The following is a 15,819-nucleotide window of genomic DNA, read 5'->3' on the forward strand; positions in this document are numbered from 1 at the left end:
ATGGGATGGATTTATTTGTTGCTGGGAGGCCTTTTTGAAATGGGCTGGCCTGTAGGCATGAAACTGGCACAAACAACGGGATCGCGTTTTCTTTATCTTTCGGTTGCCGTTATTTCTATGGCACTAAGCGGATACTTTTTATATCTGGCACAACGGACAATTCCGATCGGCACTGCTTATGTAGTGTGGACGGGAATAGGAGCTGTGGGAACTTTATTGATAGGGATTTTCTTTTTTGGAGACTCGGCAGGTATATGGCGTATCCTTTCAGCCATGTTGGTTATATGTGGGATTATCGGAATAAAACTGGCCTCGTAGAAAAAAAGTAAGCTTATTTGCTAATCTTTTGATAGATTTATTTGCAATTTCAATTATTATTGTAACTTTGCGGCATCAATAAAATAAAAAATGAAAACAAGAGTATCTCATCATCACCATCATTACAACGGGCAATAGTTCGGTGGGCTGTGAGGTGTGTAGATACGCATAAGAAATAAAATAAGGCTTGCCGTCATTCGGTAAGCCTTATTTGTTTTTGGAGAATATAATTTTAAAATAAAGATAAACATGTTACGAATTGCAGTACAATCGAAAGGTCGTTTATACGACGAAACAATGCTATTATTGGAAGAAGCGGGTATCAAACTGAACAGAGGCAAACGTATTTTGCTTTTATCGGCAAAAGGGTTTCCTGTAGAAGTTTTATTTCTCCGCGATGATGATATTCCTCAGTCTGTGGCTAACGGTGTGGCAGATGTAGGTATTGTCGGTGAAAATGAATATGTAGAAAAAGGGGGAGAAGCCCGTTTGGTTAAACGGTTGGGATTCAGTAGATGCCGTGTGTCTCTGGCTATTCCGAAAGATGAAGATTATCAGGGAGTGGAATGGTTTGAAGGAAAAACGATTGCTACTTCATATCCTGAAATATTGAAAACCTACCTGAAAGAAAAAGGAGTAAAGGCCGACCTGCATGTGATCAGCGGTTCTGTAGAAATAGCTCCGGGTATCGGTCTGGCAGATGCTATCTTTGATATTGTAAGTTCCGGCAGTACGCTGGTTAGCAATCGTCTAAAGGAAGTAGAAGTCGTTATGCAGAGTGAAGCTCTTTTGATTGCAAACAATGAACTTTCAGAAGAAAAGCTGGCAATCCTCGACGAATTATTGTTCCGCTTCGAAGCTATACAGGTTGCCGAAGGTAAAAAATATGTCTTACTAAATGCCCCCAAAGATAAATTGGATGATATTATCGAGGTTCTGCCCGGTATGAAAAGCCCGACAGTAACACCGTTGGCTAACGGCGACTGGGTTTCTGTTCAGTCTGTTATCGACGAGAAACATTTTTGGGAGATCATTGGCAAACTGAAATCGCTGGGTGCTGAAGGTATTTTGGTTATTCCGATTGAAAAGATGATACTTTAAACTATGGAAGTAATTAAATATCCGTCAAGAGAGGACTGGCCCTCTTTGGTCAAACGTCCGGCATTGGATGTGACGACTTTATTCGATACCGTACAGACCGTTTTGAATGAAGTGCGTAACGAAGGGGATGTGGCCGTTAAGCGTTATGAAGAGAAGTTCGATAAGGTGAAACTATTGGCTCTTCAAGTGTCGGAGGCCGAAATGCAAGAGGCTTACGGACTCGTTTCCGACGATTTGAAACAGGCTATCCGTACGGCTAAAGATAACATCGAAAAATTTCATGCTTCGCAACGTTTCTCCGGGCAAAAGATAGAAACGACACCAGGTGTAACTTGCTGGCAGAAAGCCGTTGCTATCGAAAAAGTCGGATTGTATATTCCGGGAGGAACGGCTCCTTTGTTTTCAACGGTGCTAATGCTGGCAGTCCCGGCACATATCGCGGGATGTAAAGAAATCGTATTGTGCACTCCTCCGGATAAAGAAGGTAAGGTACATCCGGCTATCCTGTTTGCTGCGAAGACGGCAGGTGTCGGCAAGATCTTCAAAGCGGGTGGGATACAGGCTATCGCTGCTATGGCGTATGGAACAGAGTCGGTGCCTAAAGTCTATAAAATATTCGGTCCCGGAAATCAGTATGTGACAGCAGCCAAACAGCTTGTGAGCCTGAAAGATGTCGCTATCGATATGCCTGCCGGCCCTTCCGAAGTAGAAGTAATTGCCGATAAGACTGCTAATCCTGATTTTATTGCAGCCGATTTTCTTTCACAGGCAGAGCATGGAGCTGACAGTCAGGCCATATTGGTCACTTCGTCTGAGGAGATTGTTACTCCTGTGATCGAGGCCATTCAAGAGCAATTGTCGAAATTATCCCGCAAAGAAATTACAGAAAAGGCATTGGACCATAGTCGCATAATCGTCTTGAAGGATGAACAGGAAGTGATCGACTTCACAAACATGTATGCTCCGGAACATTTGATCATACAAACAGCGAACTATCCCCATATTGCCGGACAGATCGAGAACGCCGGTAGTGTCTTCATGGGCCCTTATACACCGGAAAGTGCAGGAGATTATGCCTCCGGAACAAATCATACTTTACCGACCAACGGATATGCCAAGGCATATAGCGGTGTAAACCTGGACAGTTTTATCAAGAAGATAACTTTCCAGGAGATCACAGCCGATGGTATTAAAAACTTAGGTGAAACCATTCAGATCATGGCTGGGAACGAACAGCTGGATGCTCACCGTAATGCAGTAACTATTAGATTGAATACAATATGATGGATTTAAAAAGCCTGGTAAGACCCAATATCTGGGAATTGAAACCGTATTCTTCAGCAAGAGACGAGTTTCACGGAAGTGCATCTGTTTTTCTGGATGCCAATGAAAATCCTTATAACGAACCTTATAATCGTTATCCCGACCCGTTGCAATGGGAGCTGAAAGACCGTATCGCTGAATTGAAGGATGTAGACCGTAATTCGATCTTCCTGGGAAATGGAAGCGATGAACCGATCGATCTTCTGATTCGTGCCTTTTGCGAACCGGCGGTAGACTGCATAGTCAGTATAACTCCTTCGTACGGAATGTATGAAGTGGCCGCTAATGTAAACGATGTGGAATTCAGGAAAGTTGAATTGACGGCAGACTTTGAACTGGATGCAGACAAATTACTGGAAGAAGTGGACGAGTGGGTGAAAATCATCTATCTTTGTTCTCCGAATAATCCGACAGGAAATAGTCTTGACCGGGATGAGATTTACAAAATACTGAAGAATTTTGAAGGGATTGTCGTATTGGACGAGGCTTATATCGATTTTTCAACGGAACCATCCTTTGTTCCTGAACTGAAGAAATTCCCGAACCTGGTCGTTCTGCAAACGCTTTCCAAAGCATGGGGAGCTGCTGGTATCCGTTTGGGCATGGCATTTGCATCTCCTGAGATCGTTGCAATCCTGAATAAGATCAAGTATCCGTACAATGTTAATACTCTGACGCAGGAACGTGCTTTGGCTATTTTGAATAACGAAAGCGAAATGTTAGGACAGCTACGTCGTATCATGTCGGAACGTATTCGTTTGCAGGCGGCGTTACCGGAACTTCCCATTGTACATAAAATGTATCCGACCGATGCCAACTTTATTCTTGTTAATGTTGGTAAAGCCGACTCTGTCTATAATAAATTAGTTAAGAAAGGCGTTATTGTACGTAACAGAAATAATGTAACTTTGTGTCATGGTTGCCTGCGTATTACTGTTGGTACACCTGAAGAAAACGATGCATTACTTAAAGCATTAAAAAGTATATAAGGATGAAAAGAGCCCTCTTTATAGATAGGGACGGGACGTTGGTGATAGAACCGCCGGTAGATTATCAGCTGGATAGTCTGGAAAAGCTGGAGTTCTACCCCAAAGTGTTCCGTAACTTATATTTCATACGTAAACAGTTGGATTTTGAATTTGTCATGGTGACAAATCAGGATGGACTGGGTACGGATTCTTTCCCGGAAAACACTTTCTGGCCTGCTCATAACAAAATGCTCAAAGCGCTGGAAGGTGAGGGGATTGTCTTTGATGACACGTTGATCGATCGTTCTTTCCCGGAAGATAATTCGCCCAATCGTAAACCTCGTACAGGTATGCTCGGTAAATATCTGAGTGGAGAATACGACCTGGAAAACAGTTACGTGATCGGCGATCGTCTGACTGATATGGAACTGGCCGTGAACCTCGGTTCTAAAGCGATCTGGTTACGCCCAGCCGACGAAGAGGCCGACCGGTTACTGGCCGAACATCCCGCAATTTCACCGGTGTTGATCACTGACGATTGGGATAAAGTAACGGAATATCTTTTTGCCGGTGAGCGTCGTGCAGTCGTACAACGTACAACAAAAGAGACAGATATCTATGTAGAAATCAATTTAGACGGAAACGGAAAAACTGAAATCTCGACCGGATTAGGTTTTTTTGACCACATGTTGGATCAGATAGGAAAACATTCCGGAGTTGATTTGGTTATACGTGTAAAAGGAGATTTGAATGTAGACGAACATCATACGATAGAAGATACTGCAATCGCCCTTGGAGAAGCCTTGTTGAAAGCTCTTGGCGACAAACGGGGAATTGAAAGGTATGGCTACTCCCTTCCTATGGATGATTGCCTGTGTAGTGTGGCTCTCGACTTCGGAGGACGTCCCTGGTTGGTTTGGGATGCCGAATTCCATCGTGAAAAGGTAGGTGATATGCCTACCGAAATGTTCCTCCATTTCTTTAAAAGCCTGAGTGATGCAGCGCGCATGAATCTGAACGTTAAAGCGGAGGGAGCAAACGAACATCATAAGATAGAAGGAATCTTCAAAGCTTTGGCACGATCTGTAAAAATGGCGATACGCCGTGATATTTATAAATATGAATTGCCCAGCACAAAGGGCGTCTTATAAAAAAGTTATATGAAATACTGGTTAATAGCCGCTGTCGCAATCATAATGGCAGCATGTAATGATGATATCGAACATAAGCTGGAAGGCAAATGGCAGTTGCAGCAGGTGGAAGCTGACGGAGAAGTGATACTGGCTGATACAGTGTTTTATAATTTTCAAAATGTGCTGTTTATGTATCAGGTGTATTTGCCGGATTCAAATATGTATGTGTTGCAACATGGTTTTAATACATTAAAAGATGAAAATCAGTTAACACTGGAACTTTCCAATGTTCCGCGTCAAGCAACAAATTTTATTAAATATACAGATTGGAAAGAAACGGTACGCACATTTACCATTGAAGAGTCCAACAGAAAACATTTGATCCTGAATAGCGAAGGGAAAAGATATACTTTCAGAAAGTTCTGAAAACACTTTTTGACCGAAAAAATGGTAGCGCCCGCAGTTTCTTTCATCATTTGATCAAAAAAATGATAGAAACTGCGGGCGATCTTATTTTTTGACCGGAAAAATGAAATTGTCCGGTGATTCTTTTACTTTTTGAATGAAAAAATGAAATTGTTTGCTGACAATCTTATTTTTTGATCGAAAAAACGATATTGTCAGGTGATTCTATCGTTTTTTCGGTCAAAATGAGTTTGTGCAGCTAGTCGCCGCTTACCAGATCGGCCAGCGAAGCATTTGTTTCGCGAATGAGGTCGGCCGGAGCCAATAAAACTTGCAAACCGCGTTGTCCGGCACTTACATAGATATTTTCGAAATTCTCCGCACTGAGATGGATATAAGTGGGAAAATGTTTCTTCATCCCGATAGGAGAACATCCTCCCCGGATATAACCGGTCAAAGGCAACAACTCTTTAACGGGGATCATTTCGCATTTTTTATTACCCGACACTTTGGCTGCTTTCTTTAAATCCACTTCATCCGCTCCGGGAATGACACAAACGAAATATCCGCTTTTGTCGCCATGTAAGATCAATGTTTTGAATACCTGTTCTACATTTTCTCCCAGTTGTTCTGCAACATGGGTGGCGCTTAAATCATTTTCATCCACTTCGTAAGGCACCAGCTGATAAACTATTTTAGCTTTATCCAACAGCCTTGCTACATTTGTCTTATTAATTTTCATATCATAACCCTTTCATAGATAGTTGAACCCGCTTACGGGCCAGGTCCACACTCATAACTTTCACCTTGACGTGCTGATGTATGGATACAACCTGTGTCGGATCGCTGATGAAACGATCGGCCAGTTCCGAAATATGAACCAGTCCGTTCTCCTTGATACCGACATCGACAAAACATCCGAAGTTCGTAATATTCGTTACGATTCCGGGCAATACCATACCTTCTTTTAAGTCTTCTATCGTTTTGACGGTAGGATCGAAAGAAAAGACCTGTATCGCCTGGCGAGGATCTCTTCCCGGCTTATCCAGTTCTTCCATAATATCGAGTAAGGTCGGCATACCGACTTTCTCTGTGATATATTTGGTAAGATCCAGCTTTTTCTTCAACTCCTTATTGGTGATCAGCTCTTCTACCGTACATTTCAAATCTTTCGCCATCTGTTCTACGATCGGATAACTTTCCGGATGAACGGCCGAATTATCCAAAGGCGTCTTCCCGTTTTGGATGCGTAAGAATCCGGCACTTTGTTCAAAAGCTTTTTCTCCCATGCGGGGCACTTTCATTAACTCGCGTCTCGATTGGAAAGGACCGTGTTCTGCACGGTAATCCACAATATTTTGTGCCAGGGTGGGGCCCAGACCTGAAATATACGTGAGTAGATGTTTGCTGGCCGTATTCACATTCACCCCAACCATATTTACGCAACTTTCTACCGTCTGGTCCAGGCTTTTCTTCAAAGCTCCTTGTTCCACATCATGTTGGTATTGACCGACACCAATGCTTTTCGGATCGATTTTAACCAGTTCGGCCAGCGGGTCCATCAACCGGCGTCCGATACTGACGGCACCGCGTACCGTTACATCATATTCAGGAAATTCATCCCGTGCAATTTTAGATGCGGAATAGATAGACGCTCCGTTCTCGCTGACAACAAAGACCTGTACCTTCCTGTCATAACGGATATTGGTAATGAATTGCTCCGTTTCACGACTGGCCGTTCCGTTACCTATCGCAATGGCATCGATTGCATAAGTCGATACCAACTGGGAAACCTTGGCAGCCGCTTTACTTTTCTCGTTCTGTGGCGGATGGGGATAGATCGCTTCATTGTGAAGCAAATTTCCTTGTGCATCCAGGCACACCAACTTACAACCGGTACGATATCCCGGATCTACGCCTAATACACGTTTTTGACCCAATGGAGGAGCCAGTAAAAGTTGCCGGAGGTTCTCTGCAAAAACACGGATGGCTTCTTCGTCTGCTTTAGCTTTGCTCAGATTGGCATATTCCGTTTCAATGGAGGGCTTAAGGAGCCGTTTATAAGAATCGTCTACGGCATCGGCTACCTGGTCGGAAACTTCGCTGTTACCTTTTACGAAACGCCTTTTCAAACGATCGAGTGTCGTATCCGTATCGGGAGATATACTGACTCTGAGGATACCTTCTGCTTCTCCGCGACGAAGAGCCAGCAGGCGGTGGGAACTGCATCGGTTCAGTGGTTCGCTGAAATCAAAATAGTCCCGATACTTAGCCCCTTCTTCCTCTTTTCCTTTGATTACCTTCGATGAGATCATCCCGGTATGAGCAAAAGAGTTACGCACAGCATTACGAGCTCCTTCATTTTCATTCACCCACTCGGCAATGATATCACGTGCCCCCTGTAATGCCTCAACGGCATTTTTCACTTCTCCTTTGATAAAACTTTTCACACGTGCCGCCAAGTCATGTTCATTTTGTATCATGATGATCTTAGCAAGCGGCTCTAACCCTTTTTTACGGGCTATTTCAGCTTTTGTAACTCGTTTTGGTTTATAAGGAAGGTAGATGTCTTCTATCTCCGTACTATCCCATGAGTCTTCTATGCGTTTCTTTAGCTCGGGAGTCAGTTTACCTTGTTCCTCTATGGAGCTTAATATCGTTTCTTTACGTTTTTTGAGCTCGGTCAGTTTATCCAGCTGATCTTTGATATTTCCTATCTGAACTTCATCGAGCCCTCCGGTAACCTCTTTCCGGTAACGGCTTATGAAAGGGATTGTCGCCCCTTCATTAAGTAGTCCGATCGTTCTTTCAACTTGTCCTGCCGGAATACCTAAAGAATGGGAGATAAGCGAATGGAATAATGTCATCATACTTATATACTATCTGTTTATAGTCTACAAAGATAATCTTTTACCGATTATTTTACTTTCCACATCAAGTTCTTTCTTGCATTATTTGCTACTTTCGTTTATTTTCAAGACTTTTGTGAAGACATAATCATCTAGGAATTTAACATGTATGATACCAACCAATTCTGATATAAATTTATTGGAACAAAAATATAAGGATTTGTCCGGATTGTTGTCGAATATAGTCAATTCGGTACCAATGTATTTTTTTGTGAAAGATACGGGGGATGACTTTCGCTATGTATATTCAAGCCCAATGATGAATCAGATTTACGGCCGTTTTCATAACGATGTTGTGGGAAAGACAGACTTTGATTTGTTTATTGATCCGGTTGCGGCACAAAGTTTTCGTGACATGGATGAGAGAGTGCTTCGTTCCGGTAAAATGCAACGTTATGTTGAACAAATGCTCGATCCGAGGGGAGAACTTCGTTCGATGGATACGATGAAACTACTTGTTCCCCGGGAAGGAAAAGCCCCTTATCTGCTGGGGATGTCGTGGGATATCACCAAACAACGCAGAATAGAAGATGAATTACATGAAAACAATAAGAGGCTGGCCCTTTCTTGTATGGCCGGACGCATATACCCGTGGATATGGGATGTAATAAATGAAACGGCTGAGTTATCTCTGGTAAAAGACGGAGAAATGATTCACACTTATATTTCTCATGAAAGTTTTACGGAAAAGATTCATCCGGCCGATCAACAGATGTACCGGGATATAGTCAATGCTTTTGCCCGTGGAGAGATAGACTCATTGAAGTTGAGTTTTCGTTGTAAATATTTCTCTGATGAATATGTCTGGCTCGAAAAGATAGGTGAAGTTTATGAGTCTGGAGATGATGGAAGGCCTTTGAAGGCAATTGGCATTTTAAGAGATATAACGGTAGATAAGCGGCATGAGGCTGATGTACAGGCCAAACGTCTGGCAGAAGAAAGTGACCGTATGAAATCGGCTTTTATTGCCAATATGAGTCATGAAATCCGTACTCCGCTGAATGCTATTGTCGGCTTTTCTACATTAATGGCACAGGTCGACAGCCCGGAAGAAAAACAAGAATATCTTAAGATTATTGAATCCAGTAATGATTTTCTATTACAACTAATTAATGATATCCTCGATATTTCCAAGATAGAATCGGGTAAACTTGAGTTTATATATACTAACTTTAGCTTGAATGACCTGTTCAAACCACAGGAACATGCATTCACACTAAGAGCTGAATCCGAAGTGAAAGTGATTTTTGAAAATGATGGCAACAACTATTGCATCATTTCTGAGAAAACAAGGCTTACCCAGGTATTGACAAATTTCTTATCCAACGCCATCAAGTTTACTTCATCCGGTTCTATCCGGTTTGGGTATAAACTAACGAAAAATGGTATTTATGTTTATGTAACCGATACCGGTACAGGAATCAGTAAAAAGGATCAAGCCTCTATTTTCGACCGGTTCGTGAAACTGGATAAATTTAAACAGGGAACCGGCCTTGGGCTGTCGATCTGCAAAACGATTATAACTATGCTAAATGGTGAAATCGGGGTGGAATCAGAAGAAGGTTCCGGTTCTACTTTTTGGTTTACAATCCCCTGTAATCCTGTGAAGATTAATTGATCTCGGGTAACTGAATTGTTACTGAGGCCAGAAGTGTCAGCTCCTCCGGATTATGAGAAGTGAAAATAATTATTTGTCTGGTTGTTGCTTGTCGTGAGAGTATCTGCCTGATAATGCGGAAGGTCAATGTTTTATCCAATCCTTTGAAAGGCTCGTCCAGAAGCATGATTGTAGAAGGAAAAGCCAGTGTGCGTGCTAAAGCGACACGTTGTTGTTGTCCGTAGCTAAGTTCATTCGGATATCGTTCAGCCTGCATATCCATTTCAACTAATTGCAACATTTCCATTGCTTTTGCTTCAGATGTGTTTTTGTTATAAACAGAGGCCAAAGGAAGAGATACATTTTGTAATATAGTCAGATGAGATAGTAATTCCGGTTCCTGAAACACATTGGAGATATTTTGATCCTTAAGATCGATCATTCCGTTTGTGGGTTTCAATGAACCGTTAATTAGGTTCAGTAATGTTGTTTTTCCTGTTCCTGAAGGAGCTTTTATACCATAAATAATACCAGGTTCGAAAGTATAAGAGAAACTGGACAAGACCTTTGTTCCGGCATAATGAAAGGTTATATCTGTTATTCTTATAGGAGAGGGAAGTTTACTCTTTACATCATGACTTGTACTGTTGTATAGTATATTCCATTTTACTGAAGCCATTTTACTGATTCCTTTATCAAACAGAAAACTAATCAGAATCGCAATGATGGTCCATGCTATCAATTCAGGGACAGCAATAAAATTTTGTGCCCGTTTCATCTCACCTCCGATCCCCAGGCTACATTGGGAAAGAACTTCTCCCATTATAATTGCCCGCCAGCCGAATCCTACCGCAGATGCCAGCCCACTGAAAAGAAAAGGATTTAATTGAGGATAAATAACCTGCATCAATTTATTTCTTTTGTTGACTTTAAATTGATCAGCCATCAGGGATAGGCCCGGACGAAGATTCAAGATACCTTTTGTCAGATTTTCTGTCAACAGAGGAAACATAGTCAAAAAAGCAATCATTAATGGAATACTTTCCGGATTCAGAAATATCAAAGCCAGCAAAATAAAGGAGATAACCGGAACAGATCTCATAATTGTTAATAACGGCCTGAATAGTTCATAGAGCAATTCGTAGCGTGCAAACAAAAAAGCTGATAATAAAGCGATAACCAATGACAGGAGTATTCCTGATATACCACGGAATACCGTTGCACATACGTGTTGATAAAATGTCTCGCTACCGAATAACTGGAGTAATGTTTTTAAAAGATCAGGGACGGAAGGTATCAGTTCCGGCTGATTCATATAAGATGCAGTCAGTTGCCAGAAAAAGAGTAAAATGCAAACTGATATTAATGATATTATCCCTTTTTTCATTGCTTACCTGATAAAAAAGCGTCATCCGGAAGTTTTCCTCCTATGGCTTTGGGTTCATATTCTTTTATCAAACGCAGGAAATCGAGAATACTTTCTTTAGCTTCTCCTATTGATAAATATTTAATGCGGCATCGTTCAATACTTTCCGGAGTCAACGCACCGGGAGTAAATATTTTCCGGCTTTCAAGGATGCGTATGGCTTCCTCCGGTTGATATATAGCGAACCTGCAGGATTTATTCAATAAACTGTCCAGTACTGTTCTTTTATCACTTAACGAAGGAGCATAAACGATAGCGGTCTGGGCAAATCCTGGTGAAGTACTGTCCGGATTGTTCAGGTTTGATTCAATATATATAGTACTGTCTTTTTTCAATGCAATACTTAAGAATGGTTCAGCCAATACAGCCCTCCGGATCTGATTACTAAGCAATCCCTGGGTTATTTCAAGAGGTGTAGTAAAAGAGTAATTCAAAGAGCAAGATAGACCTTTCTGTTTCAAATAGTAGCGGGTTAAAATATCAGGAGTAGTACCGGCTCCGAAAATATGTAATGTTTTTGTTTCTGATGTTTGAGCATGATCTCCCTTTTTACCGACGATATAAAGATTTCCCCAAACCGGACAGCCCAGTAAGGAGTATTTCAGGCCTTTATTATATAAGTTCGCGGCATTGATCATAGGAAGTGCGGCTATTTCTGCTTCCCCTTTTATCAGGAGGGCCTGCATTTGTTCCGGTGAATCAACGATATCGACAGATAACCGCCTTCCTTCTATTTTCGGACTATCCTCGATTATTTTAGCAAATGCAATAACAGACGGACCTCTAAGAACAGATACATGAATAGTATCACTCTCTTTGGGCTTATTATTGCAACTGCATAAAATCAGAAAGAGTAAACAAAAGTATTTGATCATCTTTTTTCTTGCAAAGGTAGGAATTTTACCGGAAAAGGAGAGGTCTATAAATAATTAAAGCCTGTCTCACGACAAGCCCTAACCAACTTTGTTAACCTTAAATCTAATACTATTATGAAAAAACCACGATGCAAATATCGTGGTTTTTCTATAAATAGCAATAGTTAAAATGCTAATTTATGTTTTCTAGCATATAAGAAAAACTAACATAGTTCAAATTATATGTTATCTGATTTCTTTTGTGTCAACAGACTCACTACAATAATCGCAATAATGGATAATGGGAGTGCAAATAATATAGGATCTATGGCAAACCAAGGATATACATCGATTAATACATCCTTCCCTGTCAATGTTTTACACAAACCGATAGCACTTGCTTCTGCTTTGTGAAAAAACAACATGGCAACCAAACTGGCTAATGCTCCGGTCCATAAACTGGCTAAAGCACCTTCCTTTGTTGCTTTTTTCCAATATAAAGAACAAAAGTAAGTAGGCAGGAATGTAGCTGCACATATCCCCATAAACAAAGCTGTTCCACGTGCAATAATTCCGGCACTCAATGTGTAGCAGATAATATAACTAACAAGAATGGAGCATAAAACACCAATACGAACCCCCATAGTTGAGTTATTATTTTTATTGCGTCCTAAATAAGGAAAAGCATCAGCACCGAATGCAGCTCCCATTGTATGGAATTGTGCACTCAACGTAGACATACTGGCTGATAAGATACACAACATAAAGACGGCACCGAACCATTCAGGCATGGCACGATCGATAAACAACGGTATGATCTTATCCATGTCTTTTATTGCTTCTGAAGCTACAACACCTTCTGTTTTAAGAAAAAACAAATTAGACAAAGCACCTACGTGATAAATGGCTCCTACCGTAACAATCAGGAATACACAACCGATTAATACGCCACGATTCAATTGCTTGGTACTTTCCACCATCATAAATCGTACGACTAACTGAGGTTGGGCCAGGCATCCTATGCCGACACCCATAATCAATGAAGTAACCAACGTATACCATTGTGGAGAACCTGTCACCGGCATCGCAGTCCATCCCTGATGTCCCAGTTCCTTAAAACGATCGGGAACCAATGGGGAAATCTCGGATAGCTTCTGGTTCGCTTCTACAAATCCCATATCCATTACATGATAGAACCAAACGAGCAGGAACAACATGCATACGAACATAATTACAGCTTGTAAAGCATCTGTATACAAAACGCCTTTAATCCCTCCGGTAATTACATAAGCTGCAACAATCAAAGTAAAAATCAATAATGCCAGATGTAAATCGATATGAAACATCTGTTCGATAAATACGGCACCGCCTTTCATTACCACGGCGGCATATAAAGGCATACCGATGAAGATGATCGCAGCTATAAATATTTGTATACTGCGTGAATTATAATGTAATCCCAATAACTGAGGAAAGGTGCGCGCATTATGTTCTTCTCCTAATTTACGGGTTCTTCTTCCGAAAAAGATAAATGCAACGACAACTCCCATAAACATGTTCAGCAGGCATAACCATTGAATACCCATACCAAAGGTCGCAGCCACTCCGCCAAAGCCAACAATGGCTGAAGCTGAAATAAATGTTGCTCCGTAAGACAGAGCCATGATAATGGGGTTTACCTTTCGTCCCCCTAATAAATAATCACTGGCATTTTTTGTCTGTTTATATCCGATATACCCTAACCAGGCGATAACAAACATGTAAACTATAACAACAATTCCAAGGGTAAGCGTATTCATTTATCGGGTTGTTTAGGGTTATCACTCTCTTTATCTCCTTTATTCCAATTGGCAATACCGAACCATAAAGAAAAAATTAAACATGCAAAGGCTAACAAGTAGGCTAACCAGATACCAGGATCGTCTATTCCGAACATTTGTTATTTGTTTTTTATAATTTCATTAAGTCGCTTTCGCAGATGTATTCCAGACTCTGATGGCGAATCACTTCCCGGGCAACTTCCCGGTTGTTAGTGCGGAGGATCAGAATCGATTTTTCATTCATAGAGAAGCAATACATATATTCGATTGTTAAACCAGCTTTTGTAAAATGCCTCAATGTTTCGGCAAAACTTCCGGCACAGGAGTTTGTAACAATAGCCAAAACATCTGTAAGGTTGGCACTCACATTGTTGCTTTTCAATATCTTATATGCTTTTTGAGGATCACTAACAATGATACGCAAAATACCATATTCAGAGGTGTCTGCGATCGTTGCGGCAATGATCCGTATTTTTTCTTCAGCAAGCAGAGCCAGGATTTCACTTAGCTTTCCATACTTATTTTCCAGGAAAATAGAAATTTGATTTACTGTCATAGCTGTATCTTTTTATTTATTGAACAATCATTTAAGAAAATCTACGTAAGTCTTTTACTCTTATGGCTTTACCTTCCTGCACAGGCAGTGAACCTTTTGCAACCAATTTTAAGCGGGGAGTAAGCAATAACTCGTCTTTCAATTGTCTTGTGATATCTTTAGCCAGACGTTGCAATACGCTATAATCGTCTGTAAACAGATCACTTAATTCTACCTCTATCAACATTTCATCACTATTGTTTACCGTCTCGATAGTGATCAGATAATTACTGCCTAATTCTTTGAACTGCATCAAAATCTTTTCAATCTGGATGGGGAACAGGTTCACACCTTTCAGGATGATCATATCGTCGCTACGACCTTTGAAACGGGCAAGACGTTTATGAGTTCTCCCACAAGGGCATTCGCCGGGAATAATACAAGTCAAGTCGCGGGTACGATAACGTAGAAGCGGCATAGCTTCCCGGTTTATAGTAGTCAGGACCAATTCACCGACCTCTCCATCCGGTACAGGTTGTAATGTTTGCGGGTCAACTATCTCTACAATCGTATAATCTTCCCAGATATGCAGACCGTTTTGTTCCGTACATTCAAAAGCGACGCCGGGCCCGTTCATTTCCGACATACCGAAACAGTTGTAAGCTTTTACTCCCAATAACTGCTCGATACGTTTACGTTGTTCTTCCGAATGAGGTTCGGCCCCGATACAAACCGTATGCAATTTAGTATCTTTTCGCGGATCTATTCCTATTTCATACATCACTTCAGCCAAACGGGTTGCATAACTCGGGATGATATGCAGGCAGGTTGTTCCAAAGTCTGTAATAAACTTGATCTGGCGTTTGGTATTTCCGGCAGCTGCCGGAACGGTTAAGGCTCCTAGCTTTTCTGCCCCGTACTGGAACCCCAAACCACCGGTAAACATGCCATAGCCTGATGTATTCTGGAATACATCGGTATCACGTAAACCGACCATATACATACAACGGGCTACTTGATTGGCCCATTGTTCCAGGTCTTTTGCTGAATGTAATACAACTGTCGGATTACCGGTTGTTCCGCTGGAAGAGTGAACCCGCACGCAATCCTTGATAGGAATAGAGGCCATGCCAAATGGATAATTACTGCGTAAATCGTCTTTTGTAGTAAATGGGATTTTTTGCAAATCATCCAATGATTGTATACTGTCGGCTGTTATACCGCTATCTTTCAGTACTTTGTTGTAGAATGGGGAGTGTCCGGCTAATTCTATTGTCTTTTTTAATCGCTCCAACTGGAATTTACTCAGTTCTTCACGACTCATAGTCTCAATATCTTTCTGCCAATACATCATAGCTTTTTCGTATTATATTGTGTTTAATTCATGAAATTAGACTGCAAATGTATCTTTTATTTTGGATTATAGCTGC

The 15,819-nt window shown here is 41.3% G+C and carries 15 protein-coding genes; 7 read left to right on the top strand and 8 right to left on the bottom strand.

Annotated features, from left to right (window positions below; all coding sequences use genetic code 11):
* From BQ7394_RS10615 to BQ7394_RS10640, 6 genes are all read left to right on the top strand, one after another.
* The gene (locus BQ7394_RS10615) at positions 1–318 is read left to right on the top strand and encodes a DMT family transporter (RefSeq protein WP_075557412.1); all 318 of its coding nucleotides are present in this window, start codon (positions 1–3) and stop codon (positions 316–318) included.
* 249 nt (positions 319–567) lie between these two features.
* On the top strand, positions 568–1,419 hold the full coding sequence (gene hisG, locus BQ7394_RS10620) for an ATP phosphoribosyltransferase (RefSeq protein WP_075557413.1): 852 nt from the start codon (positions 568–570) through the stop codon (positions 1,417–1,419).
* Positions 1,420–1,422: 3 nt separating this feature from the next.
* Positions 1,423–2,703, top strand: coding sequence for a histidinol dehydrogenase (gene hisD, locus BQ7394_RS10625; protein ID WP_075557414.1), 1,281 nt, complete (start codon positions 1,423–1,425; stop codon positions 2,701–2,703).
* On the top strand, positions 2,700–3,731 hold the full coding sequence (gene hisC, locus BQ7394_RS10630) for a histidinol-phosphate transaminase (RefSeq protein WP_075557415.1): 1,032 nt from the start codon (positions 2,700–2,702) through the stop codon (positions 3,729–3,731). The genes hisD and hisC overlap by 4 nt, the downstream gene beginning before the upstream one ends.
* 2 nt (positions 3,732–3,733) lie before the next feature.
* On the top strand, positions 3,734–4,861 hold the full coding sequence (gene hisB / locus BQ7394_RS10635; protein WP_075557416.1) for a bifunctional histidinol-phosphatase/imidazoleglycerol-phosphate dehydratase HisB: 1,128 nt from the start codon (positions 3,734–3,736) through the stop codon (positions 4,859–4,861).
* Between the two features lie 9 nt (positions 4,862–4,870).
* Positions 4,871–5,269, top strand: a complete 399-nt coding sequence (locus tag BQ7394_RS10640; RefSeq protein WP_075557417.1) for a lipocalin-like domain-containing protein — start codon at positions 4,871–4,873, stop codon at positions 5,267–5,269.
* A 238-nt stretch (positions 5,270–5,507) separates the two neighbouring features.
* Here the strand turns inward: BQ7394_RS10640 and ybaK are convergent, their stop codons facing one another.
* Positions 5,508–5,990 (bottom strand): Cys-tRNA(Pro) deacylase, encoded by a 483-nt coding sequence (ybaK, locus tag BQ7394_RS10645; RefSeq protein ID WP_075557418.1) that lies wholly within the window; start codon positions 5,988–5,990, stop codon positions 5,508–5,510.
* Position 5,991: 1 nt separating this feature from the next.
* Positions 5,992–8,118: a Tex family protein gene (locus tag BQ7394_RS10650; RefSeq protein ID WP_075557419.1), complete on the bottom strand. Its 2,127-nt coding sequence runs from the start codon at positions 8,116–8,118 to the stop codon at positions 5,992–5,994.
* 148 nt (positions 8,119–8,266) lie between these two features.
* Here BQ7394_RS10650 and BQ7394_RS10655 point away from each other — a divergent pair, with 148 nt between their 5' ends.
* Positions 8,267–9,775, top strand: coding sequence for a PAS domain-containing sensor histidine kinase (locus BQ7394_RS10655; protein WP_075557420.1), 1,509 nt, complete (start codon positions 8,267–8,269; stop codon positions 9,773–9,775).
* On the opposite strand, the gene BQ7394_RS10660 is transcribed toward BQ7394_RS10655, so the two are convergent.
* The 6 genes from BQ7394_RS10660 to BQ7394_RS10680 form a co-directional block, all read right to left on the bottom strand.
* Entirely contained in the window at positions 9,768–11,141 is a 1,374-nt protein-coding gene (locus BQ7394_RS10660) for an ATP-binding cassette domain-containing protein (RefSeq protein WP_075557421.1), read from the bottom strand. The genes BQ7394_RS10655 and BQ7394_RS10660 overlap by 8 nt on opposite strands.
* Entirely contained in the window at positions 11,138–12,055 is a 918-nt protein-coding gene (locus BQ7394_RS10665; RefSeq protein ID WP_075557422.1) for a substrate-binding domain-containing protein, read from the bottom strand. Before BQ7394_RS10665 ends, BQ7394_RS10660 begins: the two co-directional genes overlap by 4 nt.
* A 218-nt stretch (positions 12,056–12,273) precedes the next feature.
* Entirely contained in the window at positions 12,274–13,833 is a 1,560-nt protein-coding gene (locus BQ7394_RS10670; protein ID WP_075557423.1) for a sodium:solute symporter family protein, read from the bottom strand.
* Positions 13,830–13,970: a symporter small accessory protein gene (locus BQ7394_RS26630; RefSeq protein WP_195371355.1), complete on the bottom strand. Its 141-nt coding sequence runs from the start codon at positions 13,968–13,970 to the stop codon at positions 13,830–13,832. The genes BQ7394_RS10670 and BQ7394_RS26630 overlap by 4 nt, the downstream gene beginning before the upstream one ends.
* Positions 13,971–13,984: 14 nt before the next feature.
* Positions 13,985–14,410, bottom strand: coding sequence for an acetolactate synthase (locus BQ7394_RS10675; protein ID WP_075557424.1), 426 nt, complete (start codon positions 14,408–14,410; stop codon positions 13,985–13,987).
* 31 nt (positions 14,411–14,441) lie between these two features.
* Positions 14,442–15,743 carry a phenylacetate--CoA ligase family protein gene (locus BQ7394_RS10680; RefSeq protein ID WP_075557425.1) on the bottom strand — a complete coding sequence of 434 codons (1,302 nt, stop codon included), beginning with the start codon at positions 15,741–15,743 and terminating at the stop codon, positions 14,442–14,444.
* Positions 15,744–15,819: the final 76 nt, after the last annotated feature.

Origin of the sequence: Parabacteroides timonensis, assembly GCF_900128505.1 — a bacterium.
Classification (GTDB): Bacteria; Bacteroidota; Bacteroidia; order Bacteroidales; family Tannerellaceae; genus Parabacteroides; species Parabacteroides timonensis.